The sequence below is a fragment of the Curtobacterium sp. PhB25 genome, from assembly GCF_004365375.1.
Lineage (GTDB): Bacteria > Actinomycetota > Actinomycetes > Actinomycetales > Microbacteriaceae > Curtobacterium.
The window spans coordinates 49,115-66,871 of sequence record NZ_SODR01000005.1 but is presented as its reverse complement, the minus strand read 5'-3'; the positions used below and the strand labels follow the sequence as shown (position 1 = coordinate 66,871).

Sequence of the window (17,757 nt, the reverse complement as noted above, 5' to 3'; positions counted from 1 at the left end):
GCCCCAGTCTTCCTCAGAACCAGCGCTTGACCTTGAACACGACCCACAGGATCGCGGCGAACAGGACCATCGCGACGATCGACAGCGGGTACCCCCAGGTCCAGCCGAGTTCGGGCATGTGCGTGAAGTTCATCCCGTAGATGGCGGCGATGAGCGTCGGGGCGAACAGGATCGCCGCCCAGCCGGAGATCCGCTTCATGTCGTCGTTCTGCTTCTGCGCAGCCAGGGTCGAGTCGACCGTCAGGGCGTTCTGCAGCAGCTGCCGGAACGTGTCCAACCGCTCCACCGTGCGGATGGCGTGGTCGAGGACGTCGCGGAACCGGCGCTGCATCTCGATCGGCAGGTGGTACTTCTCGGCGCCGCGGTGCAGGTTCTCGATGATGTGGATGAGCGGGCGGGCCGCACGCTGGAAGTCGACGACCTCGCCGAACAGTTCGTAGATGCGCCGCGAGACCCCGGCCTCGCCCGCGAACAGCTGGTCCTCGATCTGGTTGATGTCCTCTTCCAGCCCGTCGATCACCGGCACGTAGCCGTCGACGATCGTGTCCATGAGCGCCCAGAGCTGCGCCTGCGGTCCGACCGTCACCAGGCCGGGCTTGCCGCTCATCCGCTGCAGCGCTCGCGGCACGGTCGGCTTGCCGCGCGGGTCGGCCTTCACCACGACGAGGAAGAAGTCCTCTCCGACGAAGGCGTGCACCTCGCCGAACGCCACCTCTTCCTGCCCGTCGTTGTAGAGCGCGGGCTTGAGGACCACGAAGAGCGTCGAGCCGTACCGCTCGAGCTTCGGTCGCTGATGCCCCTCGGCGGAGTCCTCGACCGCGAGCTCGTGCAGGCCGAGGGCGACCGCGACGTCGCCGAGCTCCTGCGCGTCCGGTTGGTACAGCACGATGCACGCGCTCGCGCCCTGCTCGTCGAGCATCCGGAAGGTGTCGTCCAGCGACGGACTCGCCATCGGGGCGATCCGGTCGACGTACACGGTGTTCATCTCGACGCTCACGCGACCACCGTACGCAGGTGACCGGCTTTCGGACGGGAGGCCCGTGGCGGGCCCGCCACGGGCCTCCAGTCCGCCGTCCCCCACAGGCTGAACGCACGCTGCGCGCCCGACAGGACCGCCCGCCTACGGTGCAGGTCATCAGCATGCTGACGAAGGGAACGGTCATGAAGAGGATCTGGAAGCGCATCGCAGTCGCCGTGAGTGCCGTCGTCGCGGTGGTCGGCGCGTTCGTCGGGTCCGGCGCCGCCGGCGGGACGCCGATCCAGGACGCTGCCGGCGGAGCACTGTCGGCGTCGTCGACCGCCATCGCACCGGACGGCCCGGCGTTCTCGATCTGGAGCGTCGTCTACGTCGGCCTCATCGCCTACGCCATCCGCCAGCTCTTCCGCACGTCGGACGATGACCGGCACGCGAAGCTGGCGGTGCCGGCGATCCTGTCGCTGCTGCTCAACGCGGCGTGGATCCTGTCGGTGCAGTTCGGGTTCCTGTGGGCGAGCGAGCCGATCATCGTGGCCCTGCTCGCGGTGTTGGTCTGGACGTTCACGATCCTGCGGCGGACGAAGCCCTCCGGCGTGGTCGAGGCGATCGTCACCGACGGCACCTTCGGCCTCTACCTCGGGTGGGTGTGCGTCGCGACGGCAGCGGGCTTCCGGGGCTTCGACCTCGGGCAGGACGTCTGGGGTGTGCTCGTCGCAGCGGTGGCCGGGCTCGTCGGGCTGCTGCTGGCGGTGTGGGGTCGGGGTCGCCTGGCGCCGATGCTCTCCCTGGCCTGGGGTCTGGCGTGGGTGGCGGTCGCGCGGCTCGACGGTCCGCTGGTGTCGACGCCGACCGCTGTGGCCGCGGTGGTCGCAGCCGCCGCGGTCGTCGTGGTGACGGTCGCCGTGCGGGCGCGTGCGGGTTGGTCCGGCGCGCGTGGCTTGGCGGCGCGCACGGCGTGACAGCGGGCCGGGGCGGGGCGGGGCGGGGCGGGGCGCCACGGTGCGTCGCGGTCTGTCCCGGTCTGTCCCGGTCTGTCCCGGCAAACCGACACTTCTCGCGGCGCCGATCCGGTCCGTGCCGCCAAAGCGACAGTCTGCCGCGGATGTTCCGCGGCAGACTGTCGCTTTCGCGGGCCGGGGGCCGGGGGCCGGGGGCCGCGGGCCGGGGGCCGGGGGCCGGGGCCTACCGCGCGGACGCCACGAGCCCGTGCGCGGCCGCCACGGCCTCGTTCGTGACCTGGCCGGCGTGCACGTTCAGGCCGAGGGCGAGCGACGGGTCAGCGGCCAGCGCTGCCTCCCGCCCGCGGTCGGCGATCGCGACGGCGTACGGCAGCGTCGCGTTCGTCAGCGAGATCGTGCTCGTCCGCGGGACGGCACCGGGCATGTTCGCCACGCAGTAGTACACGGTGTCGTGCACCGCGAACGTCGGGTCGTCGTGGGTGGTCGGGTGCGAGCCCTCGAAGCAGCCGCCCTGGTCGATCGCGATGTCGACGAGCACTGATCCCGGCCGCATGTCCGCGACCATGGCGTCGGTGACGAGCTTCGGCGCGGACGCCCCGGGGATGAGCACGGAACCGATCACCAGGTCGGCCTCTCTGAGTTCTGAAGCGATGGCGTGCGCCGACGACCGCAGCGTGGTGATGCGTCCGTCGAACCGGGCGTCGAGCGCGCGCAGGCGGGGCAGACTGATGTCGAAGACCGTCACGTCGGCCCCCATGCCGAGCGCCATCGTCGCGGCGTGCTCGCCCGCGACACCACCGCCGATCACGACGACGCGGCCCTTCGGCGTGCCGGGCACCCCACCGAGCAACAGCCCGCGTCCGCCGTTCGTGCGCATCAGGTTGTAGGCGCCGACCTGGGCCGACAGGCGTCCGGCGACCTCGGACATCGGCGACAGCAGGGGCAGCGAGCGGTCCGGCAGCTGCACGGTCTCGTAGGCGATCGCGGTGGCTCCGGAGTCGATGAGTGCATCGGTCAGCGGGCGGTCGGCCGCCAGGTGCAGGTACGTGAAGAGCACCTGGCCCGGACGGATGAGCGGGTACTCGGACGCCACCGGCTCCTTGACCTTCAGGATCAGCTCGGCGCGCGCCCAGACCTCGGCGGCGGTGTCGACGATCTCGGCGCCCGCGGTGCGGTACTCGTCGTCGGGGAACGCCGATCCGGTGCCGGCACCGGCCTGCACCAGGACCTGGTGGCCGTGCAGTGCCAGTTCGGCGACACCCGCCGGGGTGGCCGCCACGCGGTACTCGTTGTTCTTGATCTCGGTGGGGACGCCGATGCGCATCGCAGACTCCTTCGTGGGTGGTGCTCTCGTCCACACCATTCAGCGCCGGATTCGTTGCGGTGACGTTACGGCCGAAGATCCTGATGACGCACGGCGCATCGGTGCGATGAGATTCGGCGGATGGCCACTCAGAAGACCTTGCCCGGGTTCAGGATGCCTGCCGGGTCGAACACCCGTCGGATCCCCCGCTGCAGCTCGAGCACGTCGTCGCCGAGCTCGTCACCGATCCACCGACGCTTCAACACCCCCACGCCGTGCTCGCCCGTCAGGGTGCCGCCCAACTCGATCGCGGCACGGAACATCGCATCGGCGGCGTCCCAGACGTGAGCCGGCACCTCGTCGCCGTCGAAGACGAAGTTCGGGTGCAGGTTGCCGTCGCCGGCGTGCGCCACGGTCGGGATCGGGACACCGTGTTCGCGACCGATCTCCTCCACGCGGGCGAACATCTCGGCGAGCCGGCTGCGCGGCACCGCGACGTCCTCGATGAGCACCCGGCCTCGCGACTCCATCGCGGCGTGGAAGGACCGACGGATCGTCAGCAGGCGCTCGCGTTCCGCCGCCGACCCGGCCAGGTGCACGGTCCCGCCCTCGGCCTGGAGGCGCGGCACGGCTCCCAGCGCGGCCTCGGTCGCGCCCGGGCCGTCGAACTCCACGAGCAGGAAGACCCCGCCCGCCGCAGTGCTCCCCACCGTCTCGACGATCACCTCGGGTCCGAGGTACGCCGCGATCCCCTCGACGGCGAGGGCGTCCAGCAGCTCGACCGTCGACGGCCGATCCGCTCCCGCCACCACGGCCGCTGCCGCCGCGGCGGCCTGCTGCACGGACGGGTAGACGGCCCCGAGGGTCGCAGGCTCCCCCGCCGGGATGGGCACGAGTCGGACCGTCGCGCCGACGATGACACCGAGCGTACCCTCGGACCCGACGAGCAACGCCGTCAGGTCGAGGCCGGTCACCCCCTTGACGGTGCGGTGGCCGGTCGACACGAGCCGGCCGTCCGCCAGCACGACGTCGAGTCCGAGCACGGCCTCGCGCGTGACGCCGTACTTCACGCACCGCAGACCACCGGCATTCGTGGCGATGTTGCCGCCGACGCTCGCGATCGCCGCGCTCGCGGGGTCCGGTGCGAAGCGCAGCCCGTGCTCGGCGACGGCGGCGTTCAGCGCACCGTTGAGCACCCCGGGTTCGACGACGGCGAGTTCGTCCTCGACGGACACCTCGACGATGCGGTCCATCCGCGCGACGCTGAGCACCACCGTGCCCTCGGTGCCGTTCGCGCCACCCGCCAGACCGGTGCCGGCGCCGCGTGGGACGACGGGGACGCCCAGGGCCGAGCAGGTCCGGAGCGTCGCCTGCACGTGTTCGACGGTGCGGGCCTCGACGACGGCGACCGGACCGCCGGGTGCGATCCAGCCGGACTTGTCGGTCCGCGCGGCGTCGAGCACGCCCGGTTCGGTCCGGACGACGGTGCCGTCGGGGTCCTGCAGTGCGGAACGGAGCGCGGTGACGACGGTGTCCATGTCGTCACGCTACCGCCGCCGGGTGGACTCCCCGGCTCGGTGCCCCCACGGCGGTCAGCGCGTGCGGAGCGACTCGCTCGGCAGCTCGCCGAAGCGGGCACGGTACGTCGCCGAGAACCGCCCGAGGTGCCCGAAGCCCCACGACCGGGCGATCTCGGCGACCGAGGTCTCGTCGCGCGCACCCCCGAGCAGGTCCGCCCGCGCACCGTCGAGCCGCACCTCGCGCAGCAGGTCGCCGGGCGTCTGGTCGAGGTGCCGTCGCAGGGACTGCTGCAGCCCGCGCGGGCTGAGCCCCGCCGCCGCGGCGATCTCCGGTGTGCCGATGGGTTCGCGGGCGTGCTCGTGCACGAAGTCGAGCGCCCGGCGGACGCGGCCGTGCTCCGGACCGCCGCCGGCCACGGTCGAGCGCCAGCGATCGCGCTGCGGGAACGCACGGATCGCAGCGGTCGCGAAGGCCTCGGCGATGTCGCGCTGCGCGATCGGGTCGAGGTCGTGGTCGACGTCGAGCCACGTCGACGAGTGCGTCCGGACCACGTCCTGCCACGCGGCCGTGCCTGCAGCCGTCGGGCGCTGCATCGGCTCGAAGGCGAAGTCGTCCTCGCCGACGATCGCCCGGACGAAGTCGCGGTCCAGGTGCACGAGGTTCAGCGCGATGTCGCGGTGGTGCAGGGAGTACGGCTCGGCGAACGGCAGCACGACGGGCACGCCGGCTTCGAGCGCCCAGGTCTCGCCGCCGCAGGTGATCCGGCTGGAGCCACTCCGCATCCAGGCCACCAGGAACTCGTCGTCGACCTGGCTCTCGCTGCGCAGGTCGACCATGAACCGCGACGACCGCAGCGACATCCGGTCGTCGCCGACGCCGGCGAAGTCCCAGTGCGCGGTGGGGCGGGTGCGCCGGACCACGGGTGCCCGGAAGTCGTAGTCGCGCCCGAAGAAGGCGAGCGCCTGGTCGACGTCCGTGCCGACCACGCGACGGGAGTACCGGCCGCCCGGTCGGTCCATCGAGATCACCATGGCCGAGAACGTACCCGGCACCCCCGACAGAACCGGGTCACATCCTGACTCAGGGCTGCAGGATCGCCTGCCCGACGCTCTCGTCCAGGATCAGGTCCGTGACGAGCCCGGACGCCAGCGCACCCCGCAACGACGCGGCCTTCGACCGGCCCGCGACGACGCAGACCCGACGCGGAGCGCGCTTGATGGTGTCCAGGTCCGGCCCGCCGGCGCGTGCGTTCACGCCGATGTCCCGCCACGACCCGTCGGCCCGGTAGAACACGGTCGAGACGTCCCCGACGACCTGGGCCTTCGTCAGCTCGTCGCGGTCCGCGGGGTCGAGGTAGCCGCCGGAGTACACGTGCGACGGCACCGGGGCCTGCGGGGCGCCCACACCGAACACGACCAGGTCCATCCGCTCGTGCAGGTCGAGCACGCGGCGGATCGAGCGCTCACGGAACAGCGCCTCCTTCGTGGCGGGGTCGTCGAAGAACGCAGGCACAGGGAACTGCTGCACGAACGCACCGTAGGCCTCGCCGAACCGCCGCAGGATCTCCGAGGCGTAGACGATGCCCGTGGTCCGGGTGTTCGCGGCGCCGTTGATCTGCACGATGGTCGACCCGTGCGTGGTCTTCGGCACGAGGTACCGGCTGACCGCGCTCACCGTCGAGCCCCACGAGATCCCGATCACCATGTTCGACTCGACGTACTGCGTCAGGATCCGGGCGGCGGACAGGGCGACCCGTTCCAGGCGGTCGACGTCGCTCGTGTGGTCCGGCACCGGCACGACGTGCGCGTGCACCCCGAACCGCGAGCGGATGCTGCGGCTCAGCGCGGCCGCCTGGTCGAGGGGTGAGCGGATCTGGATGTCGACGAGACCGGTGTCCCTGGCGTACTTCAGCAGGCGCGACACCGAGGAGCGCGAGGTCGCGAGTTCGTCCGCGATGGCGTCCATCGTCAGGTCCTGCAGGTAGTACAGGTGGGCGGCGCGCAGCGCCTGCTGCGTGCGCATGGGCTGAGCCGCATCGCTCATGGTGCTCCGATCTGTCGAACGCAACCATGCACGGACGTGCACGGCCTCTGCAACCCCTGTCGCGCCTCCCGGCCCCCGGATCGGAGCGCACGACACGTGTGCTGCACGTTCGTGCACGCAAGTTGCCCGACCTCCCAAACCGGCGCACGATCGATCCTGACCACGAGAACAGACGAAGGAAGCGACGAACCATGTCGAAGAAGACACAGCCCCGGAACACGGTGACCGCCCTCACCGAGCGCCCGAACGCGCAGGTCCTCGTCGTCGGCGGCGGCATCAACGGCATCGCCACGTTCCGCGACCTCGCGCTGCAGGGCGTCGACGTCGCCCTGGTCGAGCGCGGCGACTACGCCTCCGGTGCGTCCGCTGCGTCGAGCCACATGATCCACGGCGGCATCCGCTACCTCGAGAACGGCGAGTTCCGCCTGGTGCGCGAGAGCGTCCAGGAGCGCAACGGGCTCATCCGCATCGCCCCGCACTACGTCAAGCCGCTGCAGACCACGATGCCGATCTTCTCGACGTTCTCCGGCATCATGAACGCCCCGCTGCGCATGCTGACGCACAAGCAGCGCTCCACCAAGGAGCGCGGCGCGATGCTCATCAAGATCGGCATGACGATCTACGACTCCTTCTCGCGCGACGGCGGCTCCGTCCCGAAGCACGTCTTCCGCACCAAGAAGGCCGCGCTCGAGGACATGCCCGCCCTCAACAAGGACCTGAAGTACACGGGCACCTACTACGACGCGAGCGTGCACGAGCCCGAGCGCCTGGCCCTCGACGTCCTCAAGGACGGCATCGCCGCAGGCACCGGGACCGGCTCCGCCGCGAACGCCCGCGCGACGAACTACGTCGAGGCAGCCGGCACCCGCGACGGCGGCGTGCTGCTGCGCGACCGCGAGACCGGCGAGGAGTTCGTGTTCACCGCCGAGGTCGTCATCAACGCGTCCGGCCCCTGGACCGACCTGACGAACGAGGCGTTCGGCGGCGAGACGAAGTTCATGGGCGGCACGAAGGGCTCCCACATCGTCGTCCAGAACGACGAGCTGCTCGAGGCCACCAAGGGCCGCGAGCTGTTCTTCGAGAACGACGACGGGCGCATCGTCCTCATCTACCCGCTCAAGGGCCGGGTCCTCATCGGCACGACCGACATCGACGCCGACCCCGCGAAGCCGGTCACGACCACCGACGAGGAGATCGACTACTTCTTCGGGCTCGTGAAGCACGTGTTCCCGCAGATCGACGTCACCCGCGACCACATCGTCTACAGCTACTCCGGCATCCGCCCGCTCCCCCGCCACGAGGACACCGCCCCCGGCTTCGTGTCGCGTGACTACCGGATCGTGGACACCCAGATCGCCGGGCTGCCGGATTCGACCGTGCTGTCGCTCGTCGGCGGCAAGTGGACGACGTTCCGTGCCCTCGCGGCACACCTGTCGACCGAGGCCACCACGAAGCTCGGCATGACCCGCAAGGTCGACACCACCGGCATGGCGATCGGCGGCGGCAAGGAGTTCCCCACCACCGACGCGCAGCGCGCCCTGTGGATCACCTCGCACCGTGACGGCCTGGACGAGTCCCTGGTCGAGGGCCTGCTGGAGCGCTACGGCACCCGTGCCGCCGAGGTCGTGGACGTCCTGACCGACGGCCCCGTCGAGGCGCTCGAGTCCGACCCGTCGCTCACCCGCGCCGAGGTCGCGTACTTCGCCGAGCACGAGCAGGCCGTCCACCTGGTCGACGTGGTGCTGCGCCGCACGAACCTCGCGTTCGTCGGCGGTGTCACGATCGATCTGCTCGACGAGCTGGCCGACGTGCTCGCCGGGGCGCTCGACTGGACGCCCGAGGAGCGCGCGGACGAGGTCCAGCGCACGCTCGACGTGCTGCGCGAGGCGCACCGCGTGATCGTGCCGCTGACGTCCGCAACGGCACAGGCGTCGGCATCGCAGCTCGCGTAGTCGACGCGACCACCTACGGACGGGAGGCCCGGTACCAGCTGGTACCGGGCCTCCCGTCCGTCATGGGGTTGCGTTCTCGTGCGTCAGTAGCGCTCGCCGGTCGGGTCCAGCGCGGTGCGGTCGATGAGCTGGTCACCACCGATCGGCTCGCCCTCCCAGTCGACCAGGTGCCAGCCGTCGGCGAAGGACCCCTCGAGCTCGACGATGCCGGTGTTCTCCAGGTGGCGCTTGGTGCCGAAGTGGTCCGGGGTGTTGTCGGCGGCCGCGCTCGCCCAGGTACGGATCGCCGCACCGTGACTCACCGCCGCCGCCACGCCGACGCCGGTGGCCTCGATCTGCCGCACGGCGTCGTCGTACCGCTCGAAGAACTCGAGCCCGCTCTCCGCCCCCGGCATCCGGGTCGTGCGGTCCCCGCCGGACCAGCCGTGCACCGTCGAGATGTACAGCTGCACGGACACCTTGTCGCTCTTGCCCTGGGTGTCCCCGGCCTCGATCTCACGCAGACCGGGCAGCACGACGGGCTCGAGCCCGAGCGACGCCGCCAGGGGTGCCGCGGTGATCTGCGTCCGGACCATGGTGGAGGCGAAGAGCCGCTCGATCCCCCGGTCGGCCAGGGCTGCCGGCAGGGCATCCGCCTGCTGCTGGCCGAGCTCGGTCAGGCCGGGTCCGGGCACCACGGCGTCGAGGACACCGTTCACGTTCGCGGGGGTCTGGCCGTGGCGGATGAGCAGCAGTCGCATGGATCCACCCTACGGACCACCGCCGACGTCAGCCCTGGCGGGTGTTCCAGCGGGGGTTCTGCTTGTTGATGACGTAGACCCGGCCGCGGCGACGGACGACCTGCGAGCCCGGGATCTTCTTCAGTGCCTTGAGCGAGTTGCGGACCTTCATGGTTCTCCTCCGTCGGCGCTCTCTTGTTGAGAACGGTTTTCAGGTAGGGTACCCGACATGCGTGCTGCTGCCATCACCCTCGTCACCGCCCTCCACGAGGCCGACGCCGACCGCGTCGCCGCCCGGATCACCACCGGGCACCGGATGCACGTGGACGGGAGCGCGTTCGCAGCGGCCCGCGCGGTCGCCGAGCGGGCTGACCACCTCGACCGCGCCTGCGGCCCCGACGCCGACCACGGCCTCGTCGTCACGCTGCAGCCCGGCTCCGACGCCCGCGCCGTGGGCATGATGCTCGCGAACGCCGCCCGGAGCGAGACCGGCGACGACCGGGTGCTCCGACACGTGGTCGGGGTGCTGCGCGCCGACGACGTCGCCCACCTGCTGTGGTCGGACGTCGACGACGCGTTCGTGGCCGCCGACCGGGTGGCGTCCCTCGTCGAGTACGCGACCGTCATCGCGCTCGACCGTCTCGCGCCACTGTCCCTGCGCCGCCGTCGCGCACTGGTCGCACTGCTGCACCGGCTCGCACCACAGGCCGTGATCGTGGCGCTGCCCGCACTCCGGACCGCGCGCGACCTGCCCGCGTCGAACGGCGGGGCCGCTCGGGTCCTGGCCTCGGGTGCCGGGTGGATGCGCGCCCTGTCGAGCGGAGCCGACACCGGCCGGGACGCCCGCGACGACTTGGTCGCGATGCGCTACCGGGAGCCGCTGCCGTTCCACCCCGGGCGACTGGCCACCGTGATCGAGCGAGACCTGGCCGCCGGGGCCTCGGGCCGGGTGCTCCGCTCGAAGGGGTTCTTCCGGCTGGCGTCACGCCCGGACCACGTCGGCTCGTGGTCGAGCTTCGGGGCGATGCTCGCGCTCGACCCCACCGCGAACCCGTCGTGGGACGCCGACGCCCCGATCGGGCAGGCGCTGTGGCTCGTCGGCGAGCGGCTCGACGTGCGGGCGATCGAACGTGCCCTCGACGGGGCGCTGCTCACGCCGCCGGAGCTGCTGGCCGGGCCGGACCTGTGGCGCGGGTGGGCGGACCCGTTCCCCGTGTGGCCGGCGGTGGACCCGGCGTCGGAGCACCGGCACGAGTGAGGCGGGTGCGTGCGGGTGCGTGCGCATCTTCCGACAGAACACGAGTCGATCGACGCGTGGATCGTCGCACCATGCGCACGCATCCGGTGCGTGCGCATCTTCCGACAGAACACGAGTCGATCGACGCGTGGATCGTCGCACCATGCGCACGCACAGACGGGAGGCGCGGTGCAGGTCGGACCTGCACCGCGCCTCCCGCCCGTGGTCGCGTCGCGAGCGCCCCCAGCGTCAGCGCGCCGGCACGGCTTCGGCCTCGGCGGCGTCGCCCGCGGCCCGGGCGGCAGCGTCCTGCGCGGCGAACGGCAGGTCCCCCAGGTCCAGGTTCGGGTTCGTGTCCTGCGTGAGCACGAGTTCCTTCGCCTCGGCCTCGGTCTCCACTGCCGGCATCGAACCCGGCAGCGGACGGCGCGAGGACTCCTTCATGCAGAAGACGCCGATCGCACCGACCACGCTCATCGCCATCAAGAAGTACGCCGGGGCGAGTTCGTCCCCGGTCACGGTCAGCAGCGCCTGCACGATCAGAGGCGTGGTCCCGCCGAAGACCGCGATGGCGATGTTGTAGGCGAAGCCCATGCCGCCGTACCGCGTCGAGGTCGGGAACAGCGCCGGCAGCGACGCCGCCTGGTTCGACACCCACAGCGCGGTCATCAGTGCGAGCAGCCCGAGTCCGGCCAGCGTGGACCACTGCGCACCGTGCCCGATCAGCATGAACGCCGGCACGACGAGCACCACGGTCGTCGCGGCACCGATCCACATCACGACGCGTCGACCGAGCTTGTCGGACAGCTTGCCGGTGAGCGGGAGCATGACCGCCAGGAGCAGGAGCACCGGGATCGTCAGCAGTGTGCCGTCGAGCGGCGAGTACCCGAGCGAGTCGGTCAGGTAGGTCGGCATGTACGAGGTCAGGGCGTACCCGACGGTGTTCGACGCCGCGACGAGCATGATCGCGATGACGATCGGCCGCCAGTGGTCTCGGACCATCACGAGCACGTTCGCGGGACGCTCCCCGTCGAAGGACGCGCGGGTCTCGGACGCGGCCTCCTGCGCGGCCTGGGTCGCCTGGAACACCGGCGACTCCTCGATGCGCAGACGGAACCAGATCGCGACGACGCCGATCACACCGGCCGCCAGGAACGGGAAGCGCCAGCCGTAGGCGACCATCGCGTCCTCGCCGAGGGTGATCTGCAGCACCGAGACCACGGTCGCTCCGAGCGCGAAGCCCAGGTAGCTGCCGAAGTCCAGGATGCTCGCGAAGAACCCGCGGCGACGGTCCGGGGCGTACTCGGTCACGAAGGTCGTCGCACCGGCGTACTCACCGCCGGTGGAGAACCCCTGCGCCAGCTTCAGCACGACCAGCACGATCGGTGCGAACACCCCGACCGTCGCGTAGGCGGGCAGCGCTCCGATGAGGAACGTCGACGCCGCCATCATGATGAGCGTCGTCGCGAGCACCTTCTGGCGCCCGATGCGGTCGCCGAGACGGCCGAAGACGATGCCGCCGAGCGGACGGGCGATGTACGTCGCAGCGAAGACACCGAGGCTGAACAGGATCTGCACGGCGGGCTCGGCGGTCGGCAGGAAGACCTTCCCCATCGTGACCGCCAGGTAGCCGTAGACGCCGACGTCATACCACTCCATCGTGTTGCCGACGACCATGCCGCTCACCGCGCGGCGCATCATGCTCTTGTCGACCACGGTGACGTCGCTCTCGCGCAGACGTCGGTGCGGCCGGGTCGGGGTATGGCTGGGATCGGAGCCCATGTCTCTCCTCGAGGATCGTGACGAGCCGGCAGGGACCGGCTCGGGCCGGTGGAGACCGGCTCAGGAACAGCGAGCGACGTTACCGAGCGACCGAAATGTCATTGGCCGGTGATTCCCAGGCAGCGGCGTGTCACCCGAACGGGGGGAGGGCCCGATCCGCATGCGCCTGCGGATCCGGAAGGCTGAGTAACGAGGACATAACATCGGCGCATGGCGATCGAACCCGAGACGAAGAGCTGGACCTGGGTCATCGAGGGCACCTGCCCCGAGTGCGGCTACGACGGCACCACGGTGTCGATCCGCGACGTGCCGGGGATCATCGACGCGAACACGACTGCGTGGCCGACCGAACTCGGCCGGGATGACGTGCGCGAGCGTCCCGACGACCACACCTGGTCGGCACTCGAGTACGGCGCCCACGTGCGCGACGTGCACCGGAAGATGACCGAGCGGCTCGCCCTGATGCTCGCCGAGGACGCCCCGACGTTCCCGAACTGGGACCAGGACGCCACCGCGGTCCAGGACCAGTACGGCGAGCAGGACCCGGCCGTCGTCGTCCGGGAGCTCGGCGAGGCCGCACACCGGGCAGCGCGGGCGTTCGACGAGGTCCGTGACGACCAGCTCCAGCGCACGGGGCTGCGGTCGGACGGCAGCACCTTCACCGTCGCGAGCCTCGCGACGTACTACGCGCACGACCCCGTCCACCACCTCTGGGACGTGCGGCGCACACACTAGGTTCGGGCGTACCTGCCCGAATCGGGCGTACCTGCCGGAATCGGGCGTACCTGCCACGAAGAAACGACCAGGCTTGCCCGAAAGCGCCTTCCATCGCGCCCGTTCTGGGAAGGAACGCGCGCCTGCAGGCGCCGAGCAGACCGCTCAGGCGAGCGCGTCGAGCAGGGCGCGGGCCGTCGCGGCGTCCGACACCAGCTCGTTGACGAGCCCTCCGCGCACGGCGCCGACGATGCTGCCGACCTTGGCGCTGCCGACGGCGACGCCGACGGCGTGCGGCACACCGGACAGGACCTCGCGTGAGGTCCGGACCATCCGGTCGCTGCCGGGGAACTCGATGGGCGAACCGTCCGCGGCGTAGAAGTTGAGGCAGACGTCACCGGCGGCCTGGTCGAACGCGGCGTCCTCGACGGGGACGCCGCGCGCCAGGGCGTCGCGCGTCGGGGTCGGCGCACCGATGCCGAGGATCGCGCCCTTCGCCCGGCCCCAGAGCCCGACGACGTGCTGGAAGGCCGGGTCCTCGTCGAGCGAGGACCGCATCGCGGGCGACGGCAGCGCCTGGGCGAACAGGAAGGCGGGGATCGCTCCGGAGTGCTCCGCAGCGGTCCGGGTGATCTCGTTCGTCTGGAACCACGGCATCGGGTCCGCCTGCCCGCCCACCGTCGGGACGAGCTGCACGCCGGGCAGGCTCGGCATGCCGGCGTGTGCGACGTCGTACACCGTGCGGCCCGACGACATCAGGACGGCGTCGCCGGGGACGAGTCCCATGCCCTCGACCGCTGCGGCCAGGGGCGCGGCGAGGTCGGCGCCGAGCGTGGCGGTGTGCGTGACGGCGGCCAGGTGCACCGCTCGGATGCCGAGCACGACCTGCAGCCGTTCGGCGAGCGCGACGGTCTCGTCCTGGAACGGGTCGACGACCTCGATGCGGACGAGACCGGCCTTGCGCGCCTCGGCCACGAGCCGCGACACCGTCGGACGCGAGACACCCAGGCGCGAGGCGATCTCGACCTGGGTGGCGTCCTCGAGGTAGTACATCCGCGCCGCCTGGTACACGGTGTCGAGCGGGAACCGGGTCCGGGCACCCTCGGCGGCAGGGTTCTCGGCGGACATGCGCCGATCGTATCCCCGGCACACCTCAGCGGATCGTGAACCCGCCGTCCACCCGGAGGTCGGCGCCGTTCACCATCGCGCTCGACTCCCCCGCCAGGAACAGCACCGCGGCGGCGATCTCGTCCGGGGTGGCGAAGCGGCCGGTGGGGATCTCGTCCTGGTGGCGGATGCCGTTCTCGTTCGCCCACGCGGCACGGCCGAGGTCGGTGAGGACGACGGTCGGCGACACGGTGTTCACGGTGACGCCGCGACCGCCCCACTCGAGCGCGAGCACACGGGTGAGTCCGATGACGCCCGCCTTCGAGGCGCAGTAGGCGGCGTGCCCGTCGATGCCGACGTGCGCGGCCTGCGAAGCGATGTTCACCACGCGCCCGTACCCGGCGGCGAGCATGTGCCGGCCGACGGCCTGGGCGACGCGGAAGGTGCCGGTCAGGTTGACGTCGATCGTCCTCGACCAGGTCTCGGCGGACAGTTCGTCCGCCGGAGCGAGTGCGGCGATCCCGGCGCAGTTGACGAGCACGTCGACGCGACCGAAGTGCGCGACGACGTCGGCGACGGTGCGCGCCACGGATGTCTCGTCCGTCACGTCGCAGCCGAACCCGGCATGGAGGCCCGCGGCCGGCAGGTCGGCCGCCGCCGTCGTGGCGCCGTCCGCACGGACGTCGACGATCGCGACCCGCGCACCCCGTCCGGCGAGTGCCCGGGCGATGGCGTTCCCGATGCCGGAGGCGCCGCCGGTCACCACCGCGGTGCGGCCGGTGAAGTCGTTCGTCAGGTCGACGGTGTCCGGGCCCGGGCGCAGGGCCGCGGCGAAGTCGGTGGTGGTGCTGGTCGTCATGTTCGCTCCTTTGCGTCAGGTCGAACCTAGCAGAAATTGTGTTCTGGACAAACGTGCTGCGAGGTGTACAGTCGTCGCCGAAGCCATCCAACGAAGGAGCAGCGCATGTCGACGACGACCGAGAACGCGGCCACGACCGCCACCACGACCATCCCCACGACGATGCGAGCCGTCGTCGTCCACGGCCCGGGCGACTACCGGCTCGAGGAACGCCCCGTGCCGACGCCCGGCCCCGGCGAGCTCCTGCTCCGCACCGACGCCGTCGGCATCTGCGCGAGCGACCTGAAGTGCTACCACGGCGCCGCGAAGTTCTGGGGTGACGAGAACCGCGCCGCCTGGGCCGAGACGGACCGCATCCCCGGGCACGAGTTCGTCGGGACGATCGTGTCCGGCGACGACGACACCCTGGCGAAGCGGAAGGTCTCGCTCGGCGACCGCATCGCGTGCGAGCAGATCGTGCCGTGCTGGGAGTGCCGCTACTGCCTCGAGGGCGCGTACTGGATGTGCAACGTCCACGACATGTTCGGCTTCAAGGGCTACGACGGCGCGATGGCCGAGTACGTCCTCGTCCCCGCCAAGGCCCTGACCCACCCGGTGTCGAGCGCCCTGCCCGGTCAGGTCGCCGCGTTCGCCGAGCCGCTGTCCTGCGCGTTCCACGCCGTCGAGCGGGGCGACATCAAGTTCGGCGACACGGTCGTGATCGCCGGCGCCGGACCGATCGGCCTCTCCGCGATCGCTGGTGCTCGACAGAAGAACCCGCTCCGGATCATCGCCCTCGACGTGGTCGAGGCGAAGCTCGAGCTGGCCCGCAAGGTCGGCGCGGACCTGACGATCAACATCGCCGAGGACGACGCCGTCGCCCGGGTCAAGGAACTGACCGACGGGTACGGCGCCGACGTCTACATCGAGGCGACCGGCCACCCGTCCGCGGTCCCGCAGGGGCTCAACCTGCTGCGCAAGCTCGGCACCTTCGTCGAGTACTCGGTGTTCAAGGACGCCGTCTCCGTCGACTGGTCGATCATCTCGGACGACAAGGAGCTCGACGTCCGGGGTGCCCACCTCGGCCCGCACACCTGGCCGGCGGCGATCAAGCTGCTCGAGGCCGAGACCCTGCCGATGTCGGAGATCTGCACGCACCAGTTCCCGCTCGAGCGGTTCCAAGAGGCCCTCGACCTGGTCGGCGACTCTGCCGGCGCGAGCGTCAAGGTCTCGATCCTCCCGTCCCTGCAGGCCTGAGCCCGCCGACCCCTGGAGTCAGCAAGCATGTCAACGACGACACAGCGCGCCACCGGTGCGCCCACGACCCCTCGCGCCGAGGGCCGCCTCGACCGGATGGGGATCCCCCGCCCGCTCGCCCTCGGGTTCGTCGCCGTCCTGGTCTTCATGACCGGGAACGGCGTCGAGTCGAACTTCATCACCCCGCACATGGTCGCGGTCCTCGGCAGCCCCGAGGCCACCGTCGCGACGATCGTGACCTTCTACAGCCTCGCCGCCCTGATCGGCAGCTACGTCTCCGGCGCCCTCTCCGACCTGATCGGGCCGCGCCGGGTGATGATCCTCGGGTTCGCCGTCTGGGTCGTCTTCGAGGTGCTCTTCCTGCTCGCGCTGAACATCGGCAGCGTGCCGTTCGCGGCCGTCGCCTACGCCGTCCGGGGCTTCGGCTACCCGCTCTTCGCATTCGCGTTCCTGGTCTGGGTGAACATCACCACCCCGGTCGAGCGGAACGGTTCGGCGGTCGGCTGGTTCTACGTCGCCTTCACGGGAGGCCTGCCGACGCTCGGTTCCCTCTTCGCGATCGGCGCCATCCCGGTGTTCGGCGGCGGCACGATCGGTGAGACCGGCGCGATGGTCGCCTCGATCGGCCTGGTCGTGATCGGGTTCCTCATCATGCTGTTCGGCGTCCGGCTGCCGAACGGGTTCTCCCGCATCGCCCCGGCCGGCGAGAGCGCCTGGCAGGTACTGACGAGCGGCATCCGCCTGACCGTCACCCGGCCGAAGATCCTGATGGGCTTCCTGGTCCGCCTGATCAACACCGCGCCCGAGTTCGGCATGTTCGTCGTCCTGCCCGCCGTGATCGCGAACGAGCGCGGGTGGGGCCAGAGCCGCTGGCTGCTCATGACCGTGTGCGTCTACGCGACGAACATCCTGGTGAACGCGCTGTTCGGCTGGGTCGGCGACAAGATCGGCTGGCAGCGCACCGTCAAGTGGTTCGGCATCGTCGGGTCCGCCCTCGGCCTCATCGCCTGGTGGTACGTCCCGCAGCTCGTCCCCGCCGGTTCGGACTGGGGGTACGTGCTCTCCGTCGTCGCCGGCTGCGTGTTCGGCTGCCTGCTCGCCGGCTTCGTGCCGATGGGCGCGATCATGCCGGCGCTCGCCCCCGAGCACAAGGGCGCCGCGATGGCGATGTACACGACGGCGGCCGGTGGCGCGGCGTTCCTCGGCACCGGTGTGGTCGCCGCGGTCTTCGCGCTCGGCGGTGGCGGTCAGGCCGCGACCTGGACGTTCGTCGGCCTGTACGCCTGCGCGTTCGTGATGATCCACTTCCTCAAGGTGCCGCAGGGCACCCGCACCTCCCACTGAAGGAC

General features: G+C 71.1%; 16 protein-coding genes. 6 read left to right on the top strand and 10 right to left on the bottom strand.

Annotation, left to right across the window (positions count from 1 at the left end):
* Nucleotides 1–13: 13 nt before the first annotated feature.
* Nucleotides 14–997, bottom strand: a complete 984-nt coding sequence (locus EDF51_RS10970; protein WP_134194917.1) for a magnesium and cobalt transport protein CorA — start codon at nt 995–997, stop codon at nt 14–16.
* Nucleotides 998–1,161: 164 nt separating this feature from the next.
* Between EDF51_RS10970 and EDF51_RS10965 the strand changes: the two genes are divergently transcribed.
* Nucleotides 1,162–1,935, top strand: coding sequence for a tryptophan-rich sensory protein (locus EDF51_RS10965; RefSeq protein ID WP_134194915.1), 774 nt, complete (start codon nt 1,162–1,164; stop codon nt 1,933–1,935).
* Nucleotides 1,936–2,158: 223 nt separating this feature from the next.
* Here EDF51_RS10965 and ald read toward each other — a convergent pair whose 3' ends face one another.
* The 4 genes from ald to EDF51_RS10945 all read right to left on the bottom strand — a co-directional run bounded on the left by ald (nt 2,159) and on the right by EDF51_RS10945 (nt 6,802).
* Nucleotides 2,159–3,259, bottom strand: coding sequence for an alanine dehydrogenase (ald, locus tag EDF51_RS10960; protein ID WP_134194913.1), 1,101 nt, complete (start codon nt 3,257–3,259; stop codon nt 2,159–2,161).
* A 128-nt stretch (nt 3,260–3,387) separates the two neighbouring features.
* Nucleotides 3,388–4,776: an FAD-linked oxidase C-terminal domain-containing protein gene (locus EDF51_RS10955; protein WP_134194911.1), complete on the bottom strand. Its 1,389-nt coding sequence runs from the start codon at nt 4,774–4,776 to the stop codon at nt 3,388–3,390.
* 54 nt (nt 4,777–4,830) lie between these two features.
* Nucleotides 4,831–5,790: an AraC family transcriptional regulator gene (locus EDF51_RS10950; RefSeq protein WP_131845777.1), complete on the bottom strand. Its 960-nt coding sequence runs from the start codon at nt 5,788–5,790 to the stop codon at nt 4,831–4,833.
* A 49-nt stretch (nt 5,791–5,839) separates the two neighbouring features.
* Nucleotides 5,840–6,802, bottom strand: a complete 963-nt coding sequence (locus EDF51_RS10945; protein WP_165901120.1) for a sugar-binding domain-containing protein — start codon at nt 6,800–6,802, stop codon at nt 5,840–5,842.
* A gap of 191 nt (nt 6,803–6,993) precedes the next feature.
* On the opposite strand from EDF51_RS10945, the gene EDF51_RS10940 reads away from it, so the two are divergent.
* The gene (locus tag EDF51_RS10940; RefSeq protein ID WP_134194909.1) at nt 6,994–8,754 is read left to right on the top strand and encodes a glycerol-3-phosphate dehydrogenase/oxidase; all 1,761 of its coding nucleotides are present in this window, start codon (nt 6,994–6,996) and stop codon (nt 8,752–8,754) included.
* A gap of 83 nt (nt 8,755–8,837) precedes the next feature.
* Here the strand turns inward: EDF51_RS10940 and EDF51_RS10935 are convergent, their stop codons facing one another.
* Together EDF51_RS10935 and ykgO are read right to left on the bottom strand one after the other, a co-directional pair.
* Nucleotides 8,838–9,494 carry a histidine phosphatase family protein gene (locus tag EDF51_RS10935; protein WP_131879436.1) on the bottom strand — a complete coding sequence of 219 codons (657 nt, stop codon included), beginning with the start codon at nt 9,492–9,494 and terminating at the stop codon, nt 8,838–8,840.
* 28 nt (nt 9,495–9,522) lie between these two features.
* A complete protein-coding gene (ykgO, locus tag EDF51_RS10930) occupies nt 9,523–9,645 on the bottom strand; it encodes a type B 50S ribosomal protein L36 (protein ID WP_022905672.1) in 123 nt (40 codons plus the stop codon).
* 57 nt (nt 9,646–9,702) lie between these two features.
* Between ykgO and EDF51_RS10925 the strand changes: the two genes are divergently transcribed.
* Complete coding sequence (locus tag EDF51_RS10925; protein WP_133937940.1) at nt 9,703–10,731, top strand: GTP-binding protein; 1,029 nt, start codon at nt 9,703–9,705, stop codon at nt 10,729–10,731.
* 228 nt (nt 10,732–10,959) lie between these two features.
* Here the strand turns inward: EDF51_RS10925 and EDF51_RS10920 are convergent, their stop codons facing one another.
* Nucleotides 10,960–12,492: an MFS transporter gene (locus tag EDF51_RS10920; RefSeq protein ID WP_134194907.1), complete on the bottom strand. Its 1,533-nt coding sequence runs from the start codon at nt 12,490–12,492 to the stop codon at nt 10,960–10,962.
* A 210-nt stretch (nt 12,493–12,702) separates the two neighbouring features.
* Between EDF51_RS10920 and EDF51_RS10915 the strand changes: the two genes are divergently transcribed.
* On the top strand, nt 12,703–13,227 hold the full coding sequence (locus EDF51_RS10915; RefSeq protein ID WP_134194905.1) for a DinB family protein: 525 nt from the start codon (nt 12,703–12,705) through the stop codon (nt 13,225–13,227).
* Between the two features lie 144 nt (nt 13,228–13,371).
* Here EDF51_RS10915 and EDF51_RS10910 read toward each other — a convergent pair whose 3' ends face one another.
* Both EDF51_RS10910 and EDF51_RS10905 read right to left on the bottom strand, forming a co-directional pair.
* Nucleotides 13,372–14,334: a sugar-binding domain-containing protein gene (locus EDF51_RS10910; RefSeq protein ID WP_131879444.1), complete on the bottom strand. Its 963-nt coding sequence runs from the start codon at nt 14,332–14,334 to the stop codon at nt 13,372–13,374.
* 25 nt (nt 14,335–14,359) lie between these two features.
* Nucleotides 14,360–15,172, bottom strand: a complete 813-nt coding sequence (locus EDF51_RS10905; protein WP_134194903.1) for a GolD/DthD family dehydrogenase — start codon at nt 15,170–15,172, stop codon at nt 14,360–14,362.
* Between the two features lie 105 nt (nt 15,173–15,277).
* Between EDF51_RS10905 and EDF51_RS10900 the strand changes: the two genes are divergently transcribed.
* On the top strand, nt 15,278–16,408 hold the full coding sequence (locus EDF51_RS10900) for a zinc-binding dehydrogenase (RefSeq protein ID WP_123672438.1): 1,131 nt from the start codon (nt 15,278–15,280) through the stop codon (nt 16,406–16,408).
* A gap of 27 nt (nt 16,409–16,435) precedes the next feature.
* A complete protein-coding gene (locus tag EDF51_RS10895) occupies nt 16,436–17,752 on the top strand; it encodes an MFS transporter (RefSeq protein WP_207895492.1) in 1,317 nt (438 codons plus the stop codon).
* Nucleotides 17,753–17,757 lie beyond the last annotated feature (5 nt).

Bases quoted from the DNA above. Each gene is read 5' to 3' on its own strand.
- EDF51_RS10965 (WP_134194915.1), top strand. From the start codon at position 1,162: ATGAAGAGGATCTGGAAGCGCATCGCAGTCGCCGTGAGTGCCGTCGTC.
- ald (WP_134194913.1), bottom strand. From the start codon at position 3,259: ATGCGCATCGGCGTCCCCACCGAGATCAAGAACAACGAGTACCGCGTG.
- EDF51_RS10955 (WP_134194911.1), bottom strand. From the start codon at position 4,776: ATGGACACCGTCGTCACCGCGCTCCGTTCCGCACTGCAGGACCCCGAC.
- EDF51_RS10950 (WP_131845777.1), bottom strand. From the start codon at position 5,790: ATGGTGATCTCGATGGACCGACCGGGCGGCCGGTACTCCCGTCGCGTG.
- EDF51_RS10945 (WP_165901120.1), bottom strand. From the start codon at position 6,802: ATGAGCGATGCGGCTCAGCCCATGCGCACGCAGCAGGCGCTGCGCGCC.
- EDF51_RS10940 (WP_134194909.1), top strand. From the start codon at position 6,994: ATGTCGAAGAAGACACAGCCCCGGAACACGGTGACCGCCCTCACCGAG.
- EDF51_RS10935 (WP_131879436.1), bottom strand. From the start codon at position 9,494: ATGCGACTGCTGCTCATCCGCCACGGCCAGACCCCCGCGAACGTGAAC.
- ykgO (WP_022905672.1), bottom strand. From the start codon at position 9,645: ATGAAGGTCCGCAACTCGCTCAAGGCACTGAAGAAGATCCCGGGCTCG.
- EDF51_RS10925 (WP_133937940.1), top strand. From the start codon at position 9,703: ATGCGTGCTGCTGCCATCACCCTCGTCACCGCCCTCCACGAGGCCGAC.
- EDF51_RS10920 (WP_134194907.1), bottom strand. From the start codon at position 12,492: ATGGGCTCCGATCCCAGCCATACCCCGACCCGGCCGCACCGACGTCTG.
- EDF51_RS10915 (WP_134194905.1), top strand. From the start codon at position 12,703: ATGGCGATCGAACCCGAGACGAAGAGCTGGACCTGGGTCATCGAGGGC.
- EDF51_RS10910 (WP_131879444.1), bottom strand. From the start codon at position 14,334: ATGTCCGCCGAGAACCCTGCCGCCGAGGGTGCCCGGACCCGGTTCCCG.
- EDF51_RS10905 (WP_134194903.1), bottom strand. From the start codon at position 15,172: ATGACGACCAGCACCACCACCGACTTCGCCGCGGCCCTGCGCCCGGGC.
- EDF51_RS10900 (WP_123672438.1), top strand. From the start codon at position 15,278: ATGTCGACGACGACCGAGAACGCGGCCACGACCGCCACCACGACCATC.
- EDF51_RS10895 (WP_207895492.1), top strand. From the start codon at position 16,436: ATGTCAACGACGACACAGCGCGCCACCGGTGCGCCCACGACCCCTCGC.